The sequence below is a fragment of the Nocardiopsis sp. M1B1 genome, from assembly GCF_052466615.1.
Genome location: NZ_CP196194.1, coordinates 47,796 through 63,660, shown reverse-complemented (window position 1 = coordinate 63,660; position 15,865 = coordinate 47,796). Strand labels below are relative to the sequence as shown.

Annotated in this window: 13 protein-coding genes; 5 read left to right on the top strand and 8 right to left on the bottom strand. The window is 73.4% G+C overall.

Going from position 1 to position 15,865, the window contains the following annotated elements:
• Positions 1-330 precede the first annotated feature (330 nt).
• Together ACSTA4_RS00235 and ACSTA4_RS00230 are read left to right on the top strand one after the other, a co-directional pair.
• Positions 331-825 (top strand): MarR family winged helix-turn-helix transcriptional regulator, encoded by a 495-nt coding sequence (locus ACSTA4_RS00235; RefSeq protein WP_444962011.1) that lies wholly within the window; start codon positions 331-333, stop codon positions 823-825.
• A gap of 207 nt (positions 826-1,032) precedes the next feature.
• Complete coding sequence (locus ACSTA4_RS00230) at positions 1,033-1,266, top strand: hypothetical protein (protein WP_061083424.1); 234 nt, start codon at positions 1,033-1,035, stop codon at positions 1,264-1,266.
• On the opposite strand, the gene ACSTA4_RS00225 is transcribed toward ACSTA4_RS00230, so the two are convergent.
• Positions 1,263-2,444, bottom strand: coding sequence for an extracellular catalytic domain type 1 short-chain-length polyhydroxyalkanoate depolymerase (locus tag ACSTA4_RS00225; protein WP_444962010.1), 1,182 nt, complete (start codon positions 2,442-2,444; stop codon positions 1,263-1,265). The genes ACSTA4_RS00230 and ACSTA4_RS00225 overlap by 4 nt on opposite strands.
• A 300-nt stretch (positions 2,445-2,744) precedes the next feature.
• Between ACSTA4_RS00225 and ACSTA4_RS00220 the strand changes: the two genes are divergently transcribed.
• Together ACSTA4_RS00220 and ACSTA4_RS00215 are read left to right on the top strand one after the other, a co-directional pair.
• Positions 2,745-3,578: a 3-hydroxybutyrate dehydrogenase gene (locus ACSTA4_RS00220; protein ID WP_416025958.1), complete on the top strand. Its 834-nt coding sequence runs from the start codon at positions 2,745-2,747 to the stop codon at positions 3,576-3,578.
• Positions 3,563-5,539 (top strand): helix-turn-helix domain-containing protein, encoded by a 1,977-nt coding sequence (locus ACSTA4_RS00215; protein WP_444962009.1) that lies wholly within the window; start codon positions 3,563-3,565, stop codon positions 5,537-5,539. Before ACSTA4_RS00220 ends, ACSTA4_RS00215 begins: the two co-directional genes overlap by 16 nt.
• A 903-nt stretch (positions 5,540-6,442) precedes the next feature.
• Here ACSTA4_RS00215 and ACSTA4_RS00210 read toward each other — a convergent pair.
• From ACSTA4_RS00210 to ACSTA4_RS00185, 6 genes are all read right to left on the bottom strand, one after another.
• Complete coding sequence (locus ACSTA4_RS00210; protein WP_444964310.1) at positions 6,443-7,468, bottom strand: alpha/beta fold hydrolase; 1,026 nt, start codon at positions 7,466-7,468, stop codon at positions 6,443-6,445.
• Between the two features lie 68 nt (positions 7,469-7,536).
• Positions 7,537-8,799 (bottom strand): branched-chain amino acid ABC transporter permease, encoded by a 1,263-nt coding sequence (locus ACSTA4_RS00205; protein WP_444962008.1) that lies wholly within the window; start codon positions 8,797-8,799, stop codon positions 7,537-7,539.
• Positions 8,796-9,695 (bottom strand): branched-chain amino acid ABC transporter permease, encoded by a 900-nt coding sequence (locus ACSTA4_RS00200; protein ID WP_248772929.1) that lies wholly within the window; start codon positions 9,693-9,695, stop codon positions 8,796-8,798. Before ACSTA4_RS00200 ends, ACSTA4_RS00205 begins: the two co-directional genes overlap by 4 nt.
• Positions 9,692-10,585, bottom strand: coding sequence for an ABC transporter ATP-binding protein (locus tag ACSTA4_RS00195; protein WP_444962007.1), 894 nt, complete (start codon positions 10,583-10,585; stop codon positions 9,692-9,694). The genes ACSTA4_RS00200 and ACSTA4_RS00195 overlap by 4 nt, the downstream gene beginning before the upstream one ends.
• Positions 10,582-11,469 (bottom strand): ABC transporter ATP-binding protein, encoded by an 888-nt coding sequence (locus tag ACSTA4_RS00190; RefSeq protein ID WP_444962006.1) that lies wholly within the window; start codon positions 11,467-11,469, stop codon positions 10,582-10,584. Before ACSTA4_RS00190 ends, ACSTA4_RS00195 begins: the two co-directional genes overlap by 4 nt.
• Before the next feature lie 2 nt (positions 11,470-11,471).
• Positions 11,472-12,647, bottom strand: coding sequence for a substrate-binding domain-containing protein (locus ACSTA4_RS00185; RefSeq protein ID WP_444962005.1), 1,176 nt, complete (start codon positions 12,645-12,647; stop codon positions 11,472-11,474).
• Between the two features lie 287 nt (positions 12,648-12,934).
• Here ACSTA4_RS00185 and ACSTA4_RS00180 point away from each other — a divergent pair, with 287 nt between their 5' ends.
• A complete protein-coding gene (locus tag ACSTA4_RS00180) occupies positions 12,935-13,777 on the top strand; it encodes an SDR family oxidoreductase (RefSeq protein WP_444962004.1) in 843 nt (280 codons plus the stop codon).
• Positions 13,778-13,921: 144 nt separating this feature from the next.
• Here ACSTA4_RS00180 and ACSTA4_RS00175 read toward each other — a convergent pair whose 3' ends face one another.
• Complete coding sequence (locus ACSTA4_RS00175; protein WP_444962003.1) at positions 13,922-15,790, bottom strand: PASTA domain-containing protein; 1,869 nt, start codon at positions 15,788-15,790, stop codon at positions 13,922-13,924.
• Positions 15,791-15,865 lie beyond the last annotated feature (75 nt).

Here is a 15,865-nt window from a genome sequence, read left to right as displayed (position 1 = left end):
GGAGGACTCCACGCGGGTGGAGCGCGTGACCGCCCGGCCGACCGCACGGTTTCGGGGACAGCCGGGTGCGCGGGCGCGGGGACGGACACGGGGTGGGGGACACCGCGCCGCCGGCGTCCGCCGGGGGCGCACCGCCCTCCATGGACGCGTGCCGTCCTCGCGCGGAGGTGCCCGTGCGACGGCGGGTGGCGGCTGGGACTCCGGTACGCGGTGACGGCGCCCGTTCCGACCTGCGACGATCCCGTTCGGCGCATATGGGGGACCCCGTACCACTTTTCTTTGTGCGCAAGGTAATTGCGGGCTTTGGAAATCGGGCGCGGGGTAACTACGATGGTGGCGATGGCCGACCGATCCCCCGCCCCCGCGGGCGGCTTCCCTCTTCCCGCAGTGGACGAGCAGATGTGCTTCGCCCTCTACGCGGCGTCGCGTGCGGTCACCAACCTGTACCGGCCGCTGCTGGAGCCGTTGGGGCTGACCTATCCCCAGTACCTGGTGATGATGCTGCTCTGGGAGCGCGGCGAGTGCTGGGTGAAGGACTTCGGTTCCGTGCTCCAACTGGACTACGGGACCCTCACGCCGCTGCTCAAGCGGCTGGAGGCCCGGGGACTGCTGGTCCGGGGACGCGATCCGCGGGACGAGCGCTCCGTCCTCGTCGCCCTCACGGAGGAGGGCGGGCGGCTCAGGGAGCGCGCCGAGGGGATTCCGGAGGCGATCGGGAGGGTCATCGACCTCCCCGAGGAGGAGTTCGAGGCCACCAGGCTGGCGCTGCGCCGCCTGACCGCGAACGTCCTCGCGGGACAGGCCCAGCTGCCCGAGGGCGGCTGAGGCGCCACGGACTCCGTCCGCCGCGTCCGCCGTCGGGGGACGACGGACGGCAGCGGCGGGCGGCGGGGACGGACACCACGGGGGTCGTGTCCGTCCTCCGGAGCACGGGCGGGTCGCGGTCGCGGCCCGCCCGTCTCCGTTGTCGGCCCGGGGGAGTGTTCACCGTTCCACCCGGGGGAGGGCCGCCGCCGGGCTAGGGTTGGGGACATGTCGATCTGGGCGTCAGACAACCGCAGCGGGCAGGTCCGTGAGGCCCTGACCATGCTCCTGTCCCAGGGAGTGATTGACGACTTCCGCATCCGGCCGGACGAGGAGTTCCCCTTCCGGGTGACCGTCCCGGCCGGGGTGGTCCCGATGACCGAGCACCAGGCCGCGCACTTCGCCCTGGGCGCGGCGGTGAGCCACTTCGGGCGACTGGCGCGCGGCGGGAGCGGGGCCTAACAGGCTCCGGGCGTGTGCTCCCAGTGGCCCGGTGAGGTCTCGGTGAGCGACGTGGTGACGAAGACGTTCCACAGGCCGAGCGCGTCGTCTGAGCCGACCGCGTAGACCAGCCCGGAGCGCTGGACGGCGCGGCCCGCCGACACGTGGTCGTAGTTGCTGTCCCTCACGCACGTCCCCGGGTCGGTCGGCGGGTCGGTCGGCTCCTCGGTGGGCGGGTCCGTGGGGTCCGGGCCGGGGCCGCCGCTGCCGTCGCCGATGCCCCAGAAGTCGACGGTGTACCCGGTCGAGCAGACGGTGTCGAGGAAGTAGGCGCCCGCGGCGCCGCAGCCCGCGGACGGGTCGACGGGGGTGCCGTGGCCCATGCCGGAGACCGTGTAGTGGGCGACGGCAGCGGTGGCCGCGTCGCCGCCGTGGTAGGCGGCGGTGGTGGAGCCCGGCAACTGCTCGGTGGCGTCGGGGGTGCCGGACAGCCCGTGGACGTTCGTCCACTGGCTCACGCCCGCCTCACCGTTGGCGGGGGCGACCGTGGTGTCGGCGGTGCCGTGCCAGACGGCGACGCGCGGCCAGGGCCCGTCCCAGCCGGGGTTCTGGGCGCGGACCTCGTCGCCCCACTGCTGGGGGGTCCTCGTCTTGCCGGGGTTCATGCAGCCGAAGGCGTCGATCATGCTGTCGGCGCAGCCCACGGGGATTCCCGCGACGATGCTGCCTCCGGCGAACAGGTCGGGGTAGGCGGCGAGGAGCTCTCCCGCCATGGCGCCTCCGGCGGAGAGCCCGGAGACGTACACCCGGTCGGCGTCCAGGCCGTGGGCGGACACGGCGTGCTCGACCATGGAGCGGACCGACCGGGCCTCGCCGGAGTCGCGCGCGGTGTCTCCCGGCTGGAACCAGTTGAAGCAGCCGGTGGCGTTGTTGGCCGACTTCTGCTCGGGGTAGACGAGGGCGAAGCCGTGCTCGTCGGCGTACCCGGCCCAGCCGGAGTGGTCGTGGTAGGCGGCGGCGTTCTGCGCGCAGCCGTGCAGGAGCACGACCAGGGGCGCGTCGGCGGGCAGGCCGTCGGGGACGTAGGCGTACATGGCCAGGTTGCCGGGGTTGGTGCCGAACGAGGGCACCGGGGTGAGTGTGGCCGCCGAGGCGCGCGGGGCCAGGGCGATCAGCAGGGCGGCGACCACGACGGCCACGGTGGCCAGGGTCGCGGCGAGGGAGAGGACGGTCGCCGGCAGGGGGCGGCCGACGGGGGGGTGCCGTGGAGTCCATGGGGGTTGCCTCCGGTGATCCGGTCGGTGAGCGGGGGATCTGGCCGGGAGCCTAGCCCCGATGTGACCCAAGCGACATGTAGCGGAGACCACGGTCACAGCCCCGCCGTCGGTGGGGAACCCACAGCCGCCCTCCGGCCCATGGGCGCGGGACACATGTCCGCGCCCGGGGGTGTGTCCGGCGCCCCTATCCCCCGCTCGCGGAGGCGCGCCTAGTTTGCTGCCATGACGACGCACGAGTTCCTGTCGGGCACGGCGCGGCAGGCCACCCAGCCCCCCGTTCCCGGAACGGCGGGGAACCCCCACACCACCCGGGTCGACCTCACCGGGAGGACCGCGCTGGTGACCGGTGCGGCCAGCGGCATCGGCAGGGCGTGCGCCCTGCGCCTGGCGGAAGCCGGGGCCCGGGTCCGGATGGTCGACCTCGACGGGCGGGCCCTGGGCGAGCTGGCCGACCGGGGCGTCGGCGAGGCGGTGGAGCTGGACCTGACCGACCTGGACGCCGCCGAGGAGGCCGCGCGGGGCGCGGACGTCGTGGTCAACAACGCGGGCGTCCAGACGGTCGCGCCCGTCCAGGACTTCCCTCCGGAACGTTTCTCCCTCATCCTTCGTCTCATGGTCGAGTCGCCGTTCCGCGTGGTGCGCGGCGCCCTGCCCCACATGTACGCGCGGGGGTGGGGCCGCGTCGTCAACATCTCCTCGGTGCACGGGCTGCGCGCCTCGGCCTACAAGTCGGCCTACGTGACCGCCAAGCACGGCCTGGAGGGCTTCTCGAAGGTGGTGGCCCTGGAGGGCGCCGCACACGGGGTGACCTCCAACTGTGTGAACCCCGGATACGTGCGCACGCCGCTGGTGGAGAGGCAGATCGCCGACCAGGCGGCGGCGCACGGCATTCCGGAGGAGCGGGTGCTCTCGGAGGTCCTGCTGGCCCGGAGCCCGCTCAAGCGGCTGATCGAGCCCTCCGAGGTCGCCGAGCTGGTCGCCTACCTGTGCGGTGAGGACGCGTCGTTCGTCAACGGCGCGTCCCTGCCCGTGGACGGAGCATGGAGCGCGAGCTGAACACCACCGCTTCCGGTTCGACCGGTACCCCCGCCGACGGCCAAGCCCTGTTCCTGGACCTGCTGCTGCGCGACGCCCCGGCCGTGGAGTACGAGCGCCCGGTGCTGCGCGCGCGGGCGCGCGGGGACGACCCGGAGGTGGTCGCCGCCCTGGAGGCCGCGAAGATGACGGCGCTGCGGGTGCGGTCGGTGATGCGCGACCGGCGGCGCCGCGAGTCGGAGCTGAGCGCGCTGTTCGAGACCGCCAACGACCTGGCGGGCATGCGCAGCCTGGACCAGGTGCTCCGGGCGATCGTGGAGCGGGCCCGCAACCTGCTGGGCACCGACACCGCGTACCTGACGCTGAGCGACCCGGAGGCGGGCGGCACGTACATGCGGGTGACGTCGGGGTCGGTGTCGGCGGCGTTCCAGCGGCTGCGGCTGGCCCCGGGCAAGGGGCTGGGCGGGCTGGTGGCGACCACGGCCCTGCCGTACGTGACGGCGAACTACTTCACCGACCCGCGGTTCACGCACGCGGAGAACATCGACCACGCGGTGCGCGACGAGGGCCTGGTGGCCATCCTGGGCGTGCCGCTGAAGATGAACGGGCGCGACGTGGGCGTGCTGTTCGCCGCCAACCGGCGCGAGCGCCCCTTCGCCCACTCTGAGGTGGCGCTGCTGTCGTCGCTGGCCGCGCACGCGGCGATCGCGATCGACAGCGCGAACCTCATCGACGACACCCGGCGCGCCCTGGACGAACTGCACACCGTCAACGAGCGGTTGCAGCGGCACACGGCGTCGGTGGAGCGGTCGGCGGCGGCGCACGACCGGTTGACCGACCTGGTGCTGCGGGGCGGAGGCGTACGCGAGGTGGCGGCGGCGGTGGCCGAGGTGCTGGGCGGCACGGTGCTGATCCACGACACGACCTCGGACTCCTCGGTGACCGCCAGCCCGGAGGGTGTGATGCGGGAGGGCGCCCCGTGGGACGCGGGCGACGGGGACCTGGCCGAGGCGGTGCGCTCGTCGCTGGCCAGCGGCCGCGCGGTGCGGGCGGGCCGGGCGTGGGTGGCGACGGCGGCGGCCGGGACCGAACCGCTGGGAACGCTGGTGCTGCGCGGGGTGGAGCTGGACTCCACCGACCAGCGCGTGCTGGAGCGGTCGGCGATGGTGACGGCGCTGCTGCTGCTCATCCGGCGTTCGGTGAGCGAGACCGAGCACAGGCTGCGCGGGGACCTGCTCGACGAGCTCTTGGAGGTGCCCGCGCGCGATCCGGCGTCGTTGCGCCAGCGGGCCGCGCTGCTGCACGCGGACCTGGACGCGCCGCACGTGCTGGTGGTGGCCGAGGCCCCGGGCGGAGACCCGGGGCGGTTGCGCTCGGCGGCGACCCACGTCGCGGAGACCACCGGTGGGCTGGCCGGGAGCCGGTCGGGCCGCCTGGTGCTGGCGCTGCCCGGGAGGGACCCGTCGGCGGTGGGCCGACGGGTGGCCGACGAGCTCTCCGGTGCGGTGAACGGCCCGGTGACAGCGGGATCGGCCGGTCCGACAGCGGGTCCGGCCTCGTTCGGGGACGCGTTCACCGAGGCGGCCCGGTGCCTCCAGACGCTGCGTGCGCTGGGACGGGAGGGAGACGTGGCGACCACGGGGGACCTGGGGTTCTCGGGACTGCTGCTGAGCCAGGACCGGGACGTGCCGGGGTTCGTGTCGGCGACACTCGGGCCGTTGCTGGAGTACGACGCCAGACGGGGCACGCTTTTGGTGGAGACGCTGCGGGCGTACTTCGCGGCCGGGGGCAACCTGTCGCGTGCCAAGGAGGACCTGCACATCCACGTGAACACGGTGGCGCAGCGCCTGGAGCGGATCGGCCAGCTGATCGGAGCTGACTGGCAGCGCCCCGGCCGGGCGCTGGAACTCCAGCTGGCCCTGCACCTGCACGGTTTACTGGACCGGGGCGTGGACCTTCTGGGCGACCAGAGCAGCGGTTGAGCGCACAGCGACGGCATGCCCTAGGAAGTCAAGGTAGAGCCTCCCACGGTGGTGCGCCATAGGAGGTTGAGCCCTCCACAAAGCCGAACCACCCGCCCGTAGAGCGCACAACGGCGGTGCGCCGTAGAGGGTCGAGTGGAGCGTCCCGTGGTGGTGCGCCGCAGGGGGTTGAGCCCTCCACAAAGCCGAACCACCCGCCCGTAGAGCGCACAGCAGCGGCATGCCGAAGACGGGGTAGAGCATCCCGCGGTGGTGCGCCGCAGGGGGTTGAGCCCTTCGCAAAGCCGAACCACCCGCCCGTAGAGCGCACAGTGGCGGTGCGCCGTAGGGGTCGGGGTGGAGCGTCCTGTGGTCGTTCACCCCTGGGGGGTTGGCGTAGGGCGTGCCGGTGACGGCGACCAGGCACCCGTAGGGCGTGCGCGTTCCCCATCCGCCCCTGGGGGGTGGGTGGTCGTGGTGGGTTCTGGCTTCGAGGTTGAGTGCTGGGGGCGGGGACCGACTGAGAGCAAGTTCGCCCAGCGAACTTGCCGAAGGAGATCCCTGCACGCCGGTCATTTGAGGTGTCTGGTGGGCGTCACGAAGGGGTTCGGGAGGTCGCCGGTGGGAACGCCCACCGGGAATCTCCCTCAGCCATCTGGGGTGGGGGGTACACGGTTCCGGCCAAGAGCGACCATGAAGCCCCGCGCGTGACCGCGCGTCGTAGGGGGTCCGCACGTTGTAGAGCCTCCCTGCGTCAGCAACCACGCACCCGTAGAGCCCGGGCTGGCGCTGGGGACAACGGGGTTGGCGTAGAGCCTGCCGGTGACGGTGCCTGCGTCAGCGACCACCCGCCCGTAGAACCCGGTCTGACGATGGACCCAACAGGGTTTCAGGGCAACCGGCGCGGCGCACCACCAGCCCGCGCTACGGAACACCGGGCGAACCACCCCCGACGAGCGCTCGGACGTGCTCTGCGACCAGACCGGCGGTCGGGGAGAACAGCGGACTGTAGTGGTTGTCGTCGGGCAGCTCGACGGTCACCACGCCCTCGGGGAGCCCGGCGAGGCGCTCGGGCGTGTACAGCCCCGGGCTCTCGTCCAGGAGTCCCCGCGCCGTCCAGAGCAGGCGGGCGGGACAAGGCAACCTGTGGACGGCGCCGAGCGCGTCCGGGTCGGCCAGGACCTGGGCCCCGTCCGCGCGCACGGCCTCCTCGTCGCAGGCCGAACGCATGGCGGGCGGCTCCCCCACCAGGTCGCGCAGGACGTAGTGGTCGGTCCAGGTGTTCCAGCGTCCGGCGAAGGCCGGATGCCCCCGCCAGAACTCCCGGTAGTGGTCGGGGTCCTCGAAGGTCATGCGCAGACGGGCCATGGCGGGTCCGAGCACGGCGTCGATGTCGGTCCCCGGCGGGACGGGCAGCCCGTACCCGCCGTCGACCAGCAGCAGTCCAGACACCCGTTCGGGGTGGCGGACGGCGGCCAGGCAGGCCACGAACGCGCCCATGGAGTGGCCGACCAGAACGGTCCGTTCCACCCCGTGGGCGTCGAGCACGGCGATCATGTCGTCGGCGTGCGCGGCCAGTCCGCGCGGTCCGCCCAGGTGTCCGCTGAGGCCGCGCCCGCGCAGGTCGGGGGCGACCAAACCGACCTTGCCCAGGTGTCCGCTGAAGCCGCGCCCGCGCAGGTCGGGGGCGACCAGACCGACTTCGCCCAGGTGTCCACTGAGACCAACCCCGCCCGGGTGTCCACTGAGACCAACCCCGCCCAACTCAGGAGCAGCCAGACCGGCCCCTCCCAACTCCGCGGCCACCCGGGCGAACGAATGACCGTTGGCGGTGATGCCGTGGACGGCCAGGACGGGGATCGTGGAACGGCCGCCCCAGCGGGTGACGGCGAGGTCTCCTCCGGCGACGGGGACGGTGTACTCGTCCCCGTCGGTCCAGACGTCGGTCATACCCGTGCTGTCCGTCATGCCCCTGCCATCCGCCATATCCGTGCCATCCGCCATGCCCGTGCCGTCCGTCATGTCCGTGCGTCCTTCCTGTCGCGCAGTGCCGAGCGGTCGCGCAGTACCGAACGGACGCGCAGTACCGAACGGACGCGCCCGGGGAGGGCGACGAGACCGCCCGGGAAGAAGAACACCATCAGCACGAACAGCGTGCCGAGGATGAACAGGGGCTGGGACAGCGGCGCGGCGATCCACGCGGGCAGGGCGGCGAAGGCCTCGGAGCCGCCCAACTGGAGGAGGCGGTGGTCGGCGTAGGTGTACAGGGCCGCGCCCAGCAGCGGTCCCCAGCGGGTGCCCGCCCCGCCCAGGGCCACCATGACCAGCAGGGTGAGGGTGAACTCGGCGGTGGTGATGCCGGGGGTGACGCCCCCGGTGACGAGCAGGTAGACGACGCCGCCCAGGGAGGCCAGGCCGCCGCCGACGGTGAACGCCGCCAGCTTGTAGGGGTAGGGGTTGACGCCGAGGACGGCGACGCGCTGCTCGTTGACGCGGATGCCCTGCCAGACGCGGCCGACGGGGGAGGAGGTCAGCCACCACACCACGCCGACGGCGAACGCGGCGAAGGCGACGGCCGCCCAGTACAGGTTGACGGTGTTGGCCACGCCCACGAACGCGTCCGGGACCATGTCGGTGTTGAGTGACAGCCCCTCTTCTCCACCCGTCAGGCGTCCGGGGTCGCGGGAGATGAGGATCGACCCGGCCTGGGCGAAGGCGAGGGTGACCATGGCCAGGGCGATGCCGTTGACCCGCAGCGAGACCGCGCCGAGGAGCAGGGACAGCAGGGTGCCGCCCGCGACGGCGACCGGCGCCGCCCACACGAGCGGGAGTTCGACCACCCGCATGAGCAGGGCGGCGGTGTAGGCGCCGCAGGCGAAGTAGAGGGCGTGCCCGAAGGAGAGCAGGCCCACCCTGCCGTACAGCAGGTCGTAGCTGGTGGCCAGGCCGCCGAAGACGAGGCAGAACGCGAGCAGGTGCAGGGTCGGCGGGCTGTTGAGGGCGCCCTCGAACAGTCCCGGGACCCGCAGGGTGGAGAAGGGCAGGCAGAGCGCCGCCGCCAGGACGGCGGCCGGGACCGCCCAGCGGGGCAGGCGGCGCACGCGTGCGCTCCCCCCGGAGGCCGCTCCGGGGGACTCGGTGCCCCGGAAGCCCTGAGAACCCCGGGAACCCCAGGGACCCCGGAAACCCCAGGAACCCCAAGAGCCCCGAGAACCCCGAGAACCCTGTGAACCCCGAGAACCCTGTGAGCCCCGAGAACCCACGTCGGTGTCGGTCATCATGCCACCCTCTCCGCTGACTTCTTCGCGGTCAGGCCGCCCTGCCTGGTGAGCAGCACGAGCGCCAGGACGATGACCACGGCGATGTCGCCGAGTCCGGCGACGGTGTAGTAGTTGGCGAACTGCTGGATGAGGCCGACCGCGACGGCGGCGATCGCGCAGCCGGTGAGCGAGGCGGTGCCGCCGATCACCACGACGATGAACGCGAACACCAGCAGGGACATCCCCTGGGTGGGGGTGACCACGCCGAAGTACAGTCCGCCCAGGGCCCCGGCCAGTGCCGCGGCGGCGCCGCCGATGGCGAACACCAGCGTGAACGACCTGCGCACGTCGATGCCCAGCGCGGTGACCATGGCGCGGTCCTGCACGCCCGCCCGCACGACGAGCCCGTAGCGGGTGCGCGAGTTGAACAGCCACAGGGCCGCGAACACGGCGGCGGCGGCCAGGATGAGCAGGAACCGGTCCCGGGGGATGTTCACGCCGAGGACCGCCACGGTGCCGCTCACCAGTTCGGGCTTGGGGAAGGTGAGCGGGTCGGCTCCCCAGACCGCCTGGATGAGTGCGGGGACGGCCAGGCTGAGGCCGACCGTGGCGAGGATCTGCTCGCGGTGCCTGCCGTAGAGCGGGCGGATGACGCAGAGTTCGACCAGGGTGGCGGCCAGGGTGCCCGCGCCGACGCCGAAGGCGACGGCGAGCAGGAAGCCGAACCCGTCCGGCCCGGCGCCGGGGAGGTGCTCGGCCGCCCACCACGTGCCGTAGGCACCGAGGGCGAGGAAGGCGCCGTGGGCGAAGTTCAGCACGTCCATCAGGCCGAAGATGAGCGAGAGCCCGGAGGCGATGAGGAAGTACAGGGCTCCCAGGCCGAGCCCGGTGATGACGAGCAGGACGACGGTGCTCACGCGGTCCGCCTCCCTTCGGCTTCGACGGCTTCAGCTTCGGCGGCTTCAGCTTCGGCGGGTCCGGCTTCGGCGGGTTCAGCTTCGACGGGTTCAGCGGGTTCGGTTCCGGCTTCGGCTTCGACAGTGGCGGTGGCGCTGGCGGTGGCGGTGGCGGTAGCAGTGGCGGTAGCAGTGGCAGCGGCGGTACGGGAGACGCCCAGCAGCCCGCGGACGCGGTCGGCGTCGTCGAGCAGCTCCCGGGCGGGTCCGGTGTGGGTCACGCGGCCCGCGTCGAGCACCACGGCCCGTTCGGCCACCCGGCGGACCAGGGACAGGTTCTGCTCCACGAGCAGGACCGGCACCTGTTCGGCGGCGCGGGCGACGGCGTCTGCGACCTCGCGGACGATGCGGGGGGCGAGGCCCTTGGTGGGCTCATCCACGACGAGGAGCTTGTTGTCGTTGAGCAGGGCGCGGCCGATGGCGAGCATCTGCTGCTGGCCGCCGGACAGGGTGCCCGCGGGCTGGTCGGCCCGTTCGCGGAGTTCGGGGAACAGCTCGTGGACGAGGCCGTAGCGCGGTTCGCCGGGGCGGCGCTCGGCCAGGCGCAGGTTCTCGGCGACGGTGAGCGCGGAGAAGACGCCGCGCTCCTCGGGTACGTAGCCGATGCCCATGGTGACGATGGCGTGTGTGGGGCGAGCGGTGATGTCCGCGCCGTCGAAGGACACCCGGCCGGTGCGGGGAACCAGGCCGAGCAGCGCCTTGACGGTGGTGGTCTTGCCGACGCCGTTGCGGCCCAGGAGCGCGGTGACGCCCCGGCCGGGCACGGCGAGGGACACCCCCTGGAGGATGTGCGAGCCCTCGATCCACACGTGCAGGTCGGCCGCGTCCAGCAGCGGCCCCCCGGCGTTCACGCCCCGTCCCCGAGGTAGGCGGCCTGCACCTCGGGGTCGGCCATTGCCGAGTCCGGGTCGGTGAGGGCCAGTAGTGCGCCGTGGTGCATCACGGCCAGGCGGTCGGCCATGTCGAGGAGCACCTCCATGTGGTGTTCGACCATGAGGACCGTGCAGCCCTGTTCGCGGTGCACGTCCCGGATGACGGTGGTGAGTTCGCCTACCTCTCCGGCGCTGACCCCGGCCATGGGCTCGTCCAGGAGGATGAGGCGGGGGCGGCGGGCCAGGAGGAGGGCGAGTTCGAGCTTGCGCTTGTCGCCGTGGGAGAGGTCGCCCGCGAGGGCGTCGGCCCGGTGGGAGAGGCGGACCAGGTCCAGGACGGCGGCGGCCTCGGGGCCGCCGTCGGGGGTGGCCGGGCGCCAGAAGCGGCGCGACTCCCCGGTGCGGGCCTGGACGGCCAGGCCGACGTTGGCGCCGACGGTGAGGTCGCCGAAGACGCTGGAGGTCTGGAAGGTGCGGCCCATGCCGAGCCGGGCGCGGCGGTGGGGCGCGTGGCGGGTGATGTCGGTCCCGGCGAGGCGGACGCTGCCGCCGGTGGGCCGGGTGAGGCCGGAGACCAGGTTGAACAGGGAGGTCTTGCCCGCGCCGTTGGGCCCGATGAGGGCGACGAACTCGCCCTCGTCCACGGCCATGGTGACGTCGTCGACGATGAGGGCGCCGCCGACCGACCAGGTCAGGTCCTCCAGGGCCAGGACCGGGACGGCGCCGGGGGCGGGGGCAGGAAGAGAGGCGGCGGCCTCGGCGACCGCGGTCCCGGTGGAACCAGTGTGCCCGGCAGGTCCGGTGGAACCGGTGTGTCCGGCAGATCCGATGGGACCGGTGGAACCGGTGTGTCCGGTGGCCATGCCTACTCCGCGACCGCGGGCTCGACGTCCGCGGCGGGGATCTCCGCGACCAGTTCGGGATGGGCGTCCTCGCCCTCTCCGACCAGTTCGACCTGGTACATGGGCTGGAGGAGGGCGTGGTCCTCTGCGCGGATGGTGAGCTCGCCCTTGACGCCGTCGAAGGTCCAGCCCTCCAGGGCGTCGATGCGCTCCCGGACGCCGTCCCCGGCCCCGGCGGCGTGCACGACCATCTGCGCGGCGGTGAAGCCGTCGGGGGTGAAGAGGTCGACGGTGCCGCCCGCCTCCTCGACGGACTCCTTCATGGTCCGGGCCAGCTCGGTGTCGGAGGCGCCGTCGAAGTAGTGGGAGAGGAAGGAGATGCTGCCGCCCGCCTCGCCGAAGACCGGGTAGGACGGCTTGATGTCCAGTCCGGTGACGACCTCGGTGGAGTCGAGGATGCCCTGCTGGTCCAGGGCCCGCCACATGGCGGAGGCGGTCTCTCCCGCCCAGGCGACGAAGACCAGGTCGGGTTCGGCCTGGCTGACCTGCTCGGCGAACGGGGTGAGGTCGGTGGTCTCCGGCGGGGCCAGGACGCTGTCGACATCGGCCCCCTCGGCCCCGAGGACGTCGGTGACGGCGGCGACGTTGTCCTGGCCGAAGGCGTTCTGCTGGGCCAGGACCAGGACTTCCGCGCCCTCGGGGTCGTCCATGAAGGTTCCGGCGGTGAGGATGTCCTGGTAGGTCTGGCGCCCGGAGCGGAAGGTGTGGTCGTTGACGCCGGTGACGGCGTCGGTGGCGGCGGGCCCGGAGATGAAGAGGATGTCGTTCTGCTCGGCGAGCGGGGCGACCTGGACGGCGATGCCGGAGGCGGTGGACCCGGCGATGATGTCGTGGCCGGTGCCGATGAGGTCGCGGGTGGCCGTGACCGCCTTCGTGGGGTCGCCGGCGTCGTCCATGTACTCGACCTCGATCGGGCGGCCGTCGATCTCCATCGTGCCGCCGGTGGCGTGGTCGAGCCCGGCCTCGAAGCCCTGCCGGTACTGCTCTCCGTAGGTGGCGAGGGGGCCGGTGGCGGAGTAGACGATGCCGACCCTGATGGGCGCGTCCCCGCCTCCCCCGGCGGCCTCGCCGGGGGCTCCGCAGGCGGTCACGGCGAGGACGACCGCGCAGGAGGCGGCGGTCAGGGGGGTCTTGCGCATTACTGTTCCTCCAGTCGGCACCCGCCTGTCCGACACAACCGCCCGAGCTGGGGGATGGGGTGCCAACCCGAAGGTAGAACCGGGGTGACCCGTTTCACATGTAGCGGGCACATACATTCGGTCCCGAATCGGTGTACGGGGAGCCCACAGGCGCCGCACGGCCGTACGAGCGCCGACCCTCCCCCTTGACCTCAATATTTGTTGAGGTAGAAGAGTGGCCTCCGGGCGCCGCGCCGGGGCCCGCCCGGACCGGGTTCCGGGCCGCCGTCGTGAACGGGAGAAGAACCATGGCCGAGACGATCCTGGTCACCGGGGCCACGGGCAACACCGGCCGCCACGTGGTGGCGGGGCTGCTCGCGGAGGGGGTCGCCGTGCGGGCTCTCGTGCGGGATCCGGGGAGGGCGCGGCTGCCCGAGGGCGTCGAGGTCGTCGAGGGAGACATCACCGATCCCGGAGCCGTGTCCGCCGCCGCCGGGGGAGCGGCGGGGGCGTACCTGCTCTGGCCGGGGTACGGCACCGAGGGGATCGAGGAGACCGTGGCCGCCCTGACCGGGCACGTGCGCCGGGTCGTCTACTTCTCGGCGGTCGCGGCAGGGGAGGACGCCGACAGCGTGTGGGGGAGGGTGGAGGCCTCCGTGCGCGCCTCCGGACGGGAGTGGACCTTCCTGCGCGTCACGGGCATGGCCGCCAACACCCTGGTCTGGGCCGAACAGGTCCGCGCCGGAGCGGTCCGCGCTCCCTACGGCCGTGCGTCGCGCTCGCTGGTGCACGAACGCGACGTCGCGGCGGTCGCCGTGCGGGCCCTGCTGGACGAGGGGCACGCGGGCAGGGCCTACACGGTGACCGGGCCCGAGTCGCTGACCCAGGCCGAGCAGGTGCGGATCCTCGGGGAGGAGACGGGGCGGCCGGTGCGCTGGGAGGAGCAGCCCGAGGAGGAGGCCCGTGCCGAGATCGCCGAGACCATGGGCGCCGACTTCGCCACCGCCGGGCTCGCCTACTGGGCCTCCCTCGTCGAGGCCCCCGAGCCGGTCTCGGGGGACGTCGAGGCGGTCACCGGCCGGCCCGCGCTGACCTTCCGCGCGTGGGCGCGCGAGCGCGCCGGGGAGTTCACCGCGGGCTCGTCGGCCTGATCCCCGGGCCCTGGGCCCCGGGCCCGGCACGCGTCGCGCCAAACAGCCCGGGGACGGCCCGGTGACGGCCGCCGGGACCGACTGCCGCCGGGACAGGGAACGCCCCGGCACCGGAAGCGCCCCGGCACGGGGCGGCGGCGCGCCTCAGCAGGAGCCCTTGTCCTCCCACACGCCCCACTGGTCGCTGCTCGGCGGGTAGCCATGGATCCACCAGCGCGCCTCGTACTCGCGGCCCTCGTGCTGGACGCGGTCGCCGGTGTCGTACACGGTGCCCTCGTTCCACTGGGGGGCGTCGCAGGAGCCGCCGCCTCCGCCGCCTCCGTCGCCGCGTCCGCGGCCGTCGTCGTCATCTCCCCGGCCGCCCCAGCCGTCCTGGCCGCCCCGGCCGTCCTGCTCCTCCTCGTCGGCACGGGGGTCGTCCTCGTCGGAGGGGGAGGCCTCCTCCTCGGACTCCTCCTCTTCCTCCTCCGGCTCCGGGCCGAGGGAGACGGTGAGGGAGACGGCGGCCTCCTCCGGCAGGATCGTGCCGGGTTCGGGGGTCTGCCCGCTGACCTCGCCGACGGGCGCGGTGTCGTGGTGCTCCTCGGTGACCTGTACGACCAGGCCGAGCCCGGCCAGGGCGGTCGCGGCCTCCTCCTGGCCCATACCGACCAGCGTGGGGACGATGACGCCTTCGCTCACGCTGAGCACGACCGGCTCCTCGCGGTCGCCCTCCTCGCCCGCCGCGGGCTCGGTGGACAGGACGGTGCCCGGGGGCTGGTCGGGGGAGTGCTCCTGGACGATCTCGATACCGGTGAACCCGGCCTGGCGCAGGGTCTCGCGCGCCTCGTTCTCGGTGCCGCCGACCACGTCGGGAACCTCGGAGTGCCGCGGCCCGGTGGAGACGTGCAGCAGGACCTCGGCCCCCCGCGCCACGTCGCTGCCGGGCGCGGGCGTGCTGTCGGCGACAGCCCCGGCGCCGACGCTGTCGCTGTAGGCGTCCTCGAAGCGCACGGCCAGGTCCATGCCCAGCCCGGCCAGCCGCTCCTCGGCCTGCTCGCTGGAGGCGCCCACGAGGTCGGGCAGCGCGACGCGGCCGTCCGGGACCAGCGCCCACCCGGCCGCGAACAGGACCAGGACCAGCACGCCCGCGGTGACCAGCACGGGGACGCGCCGCCACAGCGGGGCCGGCGCGGCGCGCTCCTCCCGGAGCTCCGGCGGGGCGTCGGTGATCACGGGGATGGGCCGGGTGTCGACGTCGGCGGTGTTCACCGGGGCCCCGGGCAGCGACCGCAGCACCTGTTCGACCACGGTGAGGTACTGTCCCGCGTCGCGCGGGCGGTAGCGCGGGTTGGGGTCAGTGGCGTTGGCGACCAGCATGTCCAGGTCGGACGGCAGGCCGGGGACGACGGCCGAGGGCCGCAGAGGATGGGCCTCCGGGTCCGCGGGCACGCCGGTCAGGAGCGTGTACAGGAGCCGCCCGACGGCGTGCACGTCGGTACGGGTCTCGGGACCGGCGTCCTCCTCCGCGTCGAAGAGCAGGGGGAAACCGGTGACCCGCACGCCTCCCGCACCGTCCACCACGACCGTGTGGGGGTCGAGCGCGCCGTGCACGACGCCCGCGCCGTGGGCGGCGTCGAGCGCGGTGAGCGTCCCGGCCACGATGGCCAGCGCCGCCTGCACCGGGTAGCGCAGCCCGCCGCCGCCCTCGCCCAGCGCCTCCGCGAGGGTGTGCCCCGACAGGTACTCGCCGACCGCGTACACGTGGTCACCGTCGCGGCCGTGGCCCAGGACCCGGGCGATCCCCGGGTGGGACAGGCTCTCCAGGGTCTGGGCGCGGTCCAGGAACGCGTGCACGGCGCCGTGGTCGCCCACCAGCCAGGGGTGCAGCACGGTGACCGTGACGGTCTGGTCGCCGCCGAGGTCGTGCGCGACGTGGACGGTTCCCGAGGCGCCGCTGCGCAGCCGCTTCCCGAGGATGTAGCGCTCGTGCAGCGTGATGCCGAAGAGGGGATCGGGAGTGGGGGTCTCCATGGGACGGATTCTATTCCCCCACACCCTTCCGAATCCCACGTTCCCGGGTCATATGCGGACATGCGCCGAACAGTA

Bases quoted from the DNA above. Each gene is read 5' to 3' on its own strand.
- ACSTA4_RS00235 (WP_444962011.1), top strand. From the start codon at position 331: ATGGTGGCGATGGCCGACCGATCCCCCGCCCCCGCGGGCGGCTTCCCT.
- ACSTA4_RS00230 (WP_061083424.1), top strand. From the start codon at position 1,033: ATGTCGATCTGGGCGTCAGACAACCGCAGCGGGCAGGTCCGTGAGGCC.
- ACSTA4_RS00220 (WP_416025958.1), top strand. From the start codon at position 2,745: ATGACGACGCACGAGTTCCTGTCGGGCACGGCGCGGCAGGCCACCCAG.
- ACSTA4_RS00215 (WP_444962009.1), top strand. From the start codon at position 3,563: ATGGAGCGCGAGCTGAACACCACCGCTTCCGGTTCGACCGGTACCCCC.
- ACSTA4_RS00210 (WP_444964310.1), bottom strand. From the start codon at position 7,468: ATGACCGACGTCTGGACCGACGGGGACGAGTACACCGTCCCCGTCGCC.
- ACSTA4_RS00205 (WP_444962008.1), bottom strand. From the start codon at position 8,799: ATGATGACCGACACCGACGTGGGTTCTCGGGGCTCACAGGGTTCTCGG.
- ACSTA4_RS00190 (WP_444962006.1), bottom strand. From the start codon at position 11,469: ATGGCCACCGGACACACCGGTTCCACCGGTCCCATCGGATCTGCCGGA.
- ACSTA4_RS00185 (WP_444962005.1), bottom strand. From the start codon at position 12,647: ATGCGCAAGACCCCCCTGACCGCCGCCTCCTGCGCGGTCGTCCTCGCC.
- ACSTA4_RS00180 (WP_444962004.1), top strand. From the start codon at position 12,935: ATGGCCGAGACGATCCTGGTCACCGGGGCCACGGGCAACACCGGCCGC.
- ACSTA4_RS00175 (WP_444962003.1), bottom strand. From the start codon at position 15,790: ATGGAGACCCCCACTCCCGATCCCCTCTTCGGCATCACGCTGCACGAG.